The organism is Sphingomonas sp. (genome assembly GCF_051962185.1).
In the GTDB taxonomy this organism is placed as follows: Bacteria; Pseudomonadota; Alphaproteobacteria; order Sphingomonadales; family Sphingomonadaceae; genus Sphingomonas.
The window spans coordinates 1-3436 of the sequence record NZ_JBQCCN010000250.1 but is presented as its reverse complement, the minus strand read 5'-3'; the positions used below and the strand labels follow the sequence as shown (position 1 = coordinate 3436).

The following is a 3436-nucleotide window of genomic DNA, read 5'->3' as shown; positions in this document are numbered from 1 at the left end:
ACGCCGGCGGTGACGATGATGACGTCCGCGCCCGCGATATCGGCATAATCGTTGGTGCCGCTGATCTTCGCATCGAAGCCGTCGATCGGGCCGCACTGGCTGAGGTCGAGCGCCTTGCCCTGGGGGACGCCTTCGACGACGTCGAACAGGACGATGTCGCCCAATTCCTTCTGGGCGGCGAGATGGGCGAGCGTGCCGCCGATATTGCCGGCGCCGATCAGCGCGATCTTCTTGCGGGCCATTAAACACTCCTAAGCGCGAGTGGACGCGCGCATCGGGCGCGCGGGAACGCGACGGCGCTTAGGCGTTTGGCTGTCCCGAAGCAACCGCTAAACGGGACGAATTAACATCCGGTACTGCAATTGGTTCGCAAGAGCAATAGAGAGTCAATCATCGGCGTAACGCCGCTCGCCCGTCGCCGCGTTGAACCATACGGTGACCGGGCGACCGCTCGCTTCGTCGAGGAATCGTTCGTTGGTCGGGCGCCAATTGGGATCGAGCGGCTCGCTGGCATTGCCGCGATAATGCACGCGTTCGAACAGGATTCCGGCGACCAGGACGGCGGGCAGGATCAGCATCGGCCAGCCGGCCGCGTCGTACAAGGTCAGCCACGTGCCGACCGCCAGCCAGGCGAGACCGAGCGCGAGGACGACGTTGCGGAGCATATCAGGGCGCCGGGTCGAGGACGACCGCCGTGCCATAGGCGACGACCTCATTCATCGATTGCGCGATCTCCCCCGAGTCGAACCGCATCATGACGACGGCGTTGGCGCCCATCACCGTGGCGTTCTGGACCATCCGGTCGATCGCGTGGCGTCGAGCATCCTCGACCAGCCTTGTATATTCGGGAATCTCGCCGCCGACGATCGAGCGCAGCCCGGCGGTGATGTTGCCGCCCAGCCCGCGGCTGCGGACGACGACGCCGAACACCTGGCCGAGCACGGCGGCGACGTTGTGACCGGGAACGTTTTCGGTGGTGGTGACGATCATCGGACGCCTCCTGCTGTTTGCCGGAGCCTAATGCGCGGGGAAGGCGATGGCCAGCGTGGCGATTTCACGCGATCTTAAGCACGTCGCGGCACATCCGCTTCATGGGCGATCGCAAGGGGCAGACGGTCATCGCAATAGACGCGCTGCGCTTCGCCTGCGCGATGCTGGTCGTCATCTATCATTTCGGCGTCGCCTATTGGCTGTCACCCAGTCCCCACGGCGCGGTGCTGCTGGCGGCGACCGGGCCCGGTTTCGCCGGAACGCCTGTCGCCCGCGTCGGGTGGATCGGCGTCGAATTGTTCTTCGTCATCTCGGGCATCGTGATCGCGCGGTCGGCGCAGGCCGGCAACCGGCGCGATTTCCTGGCCAGGCGCGCATTGCGACTCGCGCCGGCGGCCTGGGTCTGCGCGACGATCACCGCCGCAGCGCTCGCGACGGCGGGATTGGGCGACATCGCCGGCGCTTGGTCGCGCTCGGTGGCGTTCTGGCCGGTCGGCGTCCAGATCGACGGGTCGTTCTGGACGCTCGGCGTCGAGCTCGTCTTCTATCTGTTGGTGGCGTTCGCGCTCGGCGCGGGCAATCCGCGGCGAGTCGAGCGCGTCGGTGCCGCGATCGGCCTGGCGAGCGCCTTGTTCTGGCTCGCGTGGCTGGCGGGCGGCCCTGCGCTGACGACCGTGCCGGAGGTCCGTACCGTGCAACTGACGCTGCTGCCGCACGGCTGCTTCTTCGCGACCGGGATGTTGATCGCTGCGATCGACCGCGGCATCACGCCAGCGCGGGTCGCGGCGCTCATAGCGCTGACCGCGGTCGGGACGATCGAGATCGTACAGCATGTCCATGAGCGCGCCGCCCACGGCGTCGCCTCGTCTGCGGTCGTGGCGATCGCGATCTTCCTCGCCGGGCTCGTGCTGTTGCTGGCCGCCGCGCGCCTTCAGCCGGTACTGGCGCGGGCGATCGATCCGGGGACAGCGCGAACGATCGGGTTGATGACCTATCCGCTCTATCTGCTGCACCAGGATCTCGGCGCCGCGATGCTCGCCGCGCTAGTACGAGCGGGGCTGTCGCTGTCGGCCGCGGCCGCGGCGACGTTGATCGCGTTGCTGGCGCTGGCTTGGCTGATCGCGACGGCGATCGAGCCGGCGGTCCGACGGCCGCTCGCCGTCGCGATCAGTCGATTCCGTGACCCTGTGCCAGATACGCGTCCGACCGCATTTCCTCGAGCCGGCTGACAGTGCGCTCGAACTCGAAGCGGCCGTCGCCTTTCTCGTAGAGCTGCGCCGGCTCGGCGTCGGCGGCGGCGAGCAATTTGACCTTGTGCTCGTAGAGTGCGTCGATCAGCGAGACGAAGCGCGCGGCTTCGTTACGATTCTCGGGCCCCAGCCTGGGAATGCCGACTAGGATCACGGTGTGATAGCGCCGCGCGATCGCGAGATAATCGGCCGCGCCGCGCGCCTCGGCGCACAATTTCTTGAAGCTGAACACCGCGACGCCCTTGAGCGACTTGGGCACGTGGAGCGTGCGCCCGCCTTGCACAGGAATGTCCTCGCTGGGCACGTGCGCGGCGTCCTCGGGCGGGTAATCGGTCAGGCGGAAGAAGGCCGCGGAGAGTTCCTTCGTCACCTCCGGACCATTGGGCACCAGCCAGGTCTCCTGCTGGCCGAGCCGGTCCCGGCGGTAATCGACCGGGCCGTTCAAGGGCAGCACGTCGAGCCGCTGTTCGATCAGGTCGATGAAGGGCAGGAAATGCTCGCGGTTGAGGCCGTTCTTGTAGAGATCGCGGGGCGGCCGGTTGGAGGTGGTGACGACGGTCACGCCCGCCTCGATCAGCGCGGTGAACAGCCGCGACAGGATCATCGCGTCGGGCGAGTTGGTCACCATCATCTCGTCGAACGCGAGCAGCCGGGCTTCCTCGGCGAGCGCGGCCGCGACGGGAGCGATCGGGTCGCCGGCTTCCTTCTTGCGCTCCTCGGCGATGCGATGGTGCACTTCGAGCATGAATTCGGCGAAATGGACGCGGCGCTTCCGGTTGATCGCGAGACAGCCGAAGAACAGGTCCATCAGCATCGATTTGCCGCGCCCGACATCGCCCCACCTGTAGATGCCGCGCGGCGAGTCTGGCTTGCGGCCGAGCGCGCGCCACAGCACCGAGCCCCGCTTGGGGTGGGCTTCGAGTTCCTGCTGGAGATGATCGAAGCGCCGGGCGGCGGCTTCCTGATCGGGATCGGCGCGGAGCTCGTTGGCGGCGATCAGGGCGTGGTATTGCTGGAGGACGGTGGTCATCTCCCTCTCCCCTTTGGGGAGAGGGTTGGGGAGAGGGGCAGTGCCGCAAGCGCGTCGCCCGTGGCGGGGGGGCGGGGCCGCGCCCCCCCCCCCCCCGCGGGGGGGGGAAGGAGCACCCGCACGAGCCCCCCCCCCCCCCCCCCCCCGCCGCGCCGAGGCCCCGGGG

General features: G+C 68.1%; 5 protein-coding genes. 1 reads left to right on the top strand and 4 read right to left on the bottom strand.

What is annotated here, in order from left to right; genetic code table 11:
* The 3 genes from ACTHJR_RS16075 to ACTHJR_RS16065 form a co-directional block, all read right to left on the bottom strand.
* Nucleotides 1–242, bottom strand: a 242-nt coding sequence (locus ACTHJR_RS16075; RefSeq protein ID WP_440524252.1) for a lactate/malate family dehydrogenase, incomplete at its 3' end; no start/stop codon positions are given.
* Nucleotides 243–386: 144 nt separating this feature from the next.
* Nucleotides 387–665 carry a hypothetical protein gene (locus ACTHJR_RS16070; protein ID WP_440524251.1) on the bottom strand — a complete coding sequence of 93 codons (279 nt, stop codon included), beginning with the start codon at nucleotides 663–665 and terminating at the stop codon, nucleotides 387–389.
* 1 nt (nucleotide 666) lies between these two features.
* Entirely contained in the window at nucleotides 667–990 is a 324-nt protein-coding gene (locus ACTHJR_RS16065; RefSeq protein ID WP_440524250.1) for a YbjQ family protein, read from the bottom strand.
* 101 nt (nucleotides 991–1091) lie between these two features.
* Between ACTHJR_RS16065 and ACTHJR_RS16060 the strand changes: the two genes are divergently transcribed.
* Entirely contained in the window at nucleotides 1092–2219 is a 1128-nt protein-coding gene (locus ACTHJR_RS16060) for an acyltransferase family protein (protein WP_440524249.1), read from the top strand.
* Here ACTHJR_RS16060 and zapE read toward each other — a convergent pair.
* Nucleotides 2158–3270 (bottom strand): cell division protein ZapE, encoded by a 1113-nt coding sequence (zapE, locus tag ACTHJR_RS16055; protein WP_440524248.1) that lies wholly within the window; start codon nucleotides 3268–3270, stop codon nucleotides 2158–2160. The two genes, ACTHJR_RS16060 and zapE, sit on opposite strands and share 62 nt — an antisense overlap.
* Nucleotides 3271–3436: the final 166 nt, after the last annotated feature.

Bases quoted from the DNA above. Each gene is read 5' to 3' on its own strand.
- ACTHJR_RS16070 (WP_440524251.1), bottom strand. From the start codon at position 665: ATGCTCCGCAACGTCGTCCTCGCGCTCGGTCTCGCCTGGCTGGCGGTC.
- ACTHJR_RS16065 (WP_440524250.1), bottom strand. From the start codon at position 990: ATGATCGTCACCACCACCGAAAACGTTCCCGGTCACAACGTCGCCGCC.
- ACTHJR_RS16060 (WP_440524249.1), top strand. From the start codon at position 1,092: ATGGGCGATCGCAAGGGGCAGACGGTCATCGCAATAGACGCGCTGCGC.
- zapE (WP_440524248.1), bottom strand. From the start codon at position 3,270: ATGACCACCGTCCTCCAGCAATACCACGCCCTGATCGCCGCCAACGAG.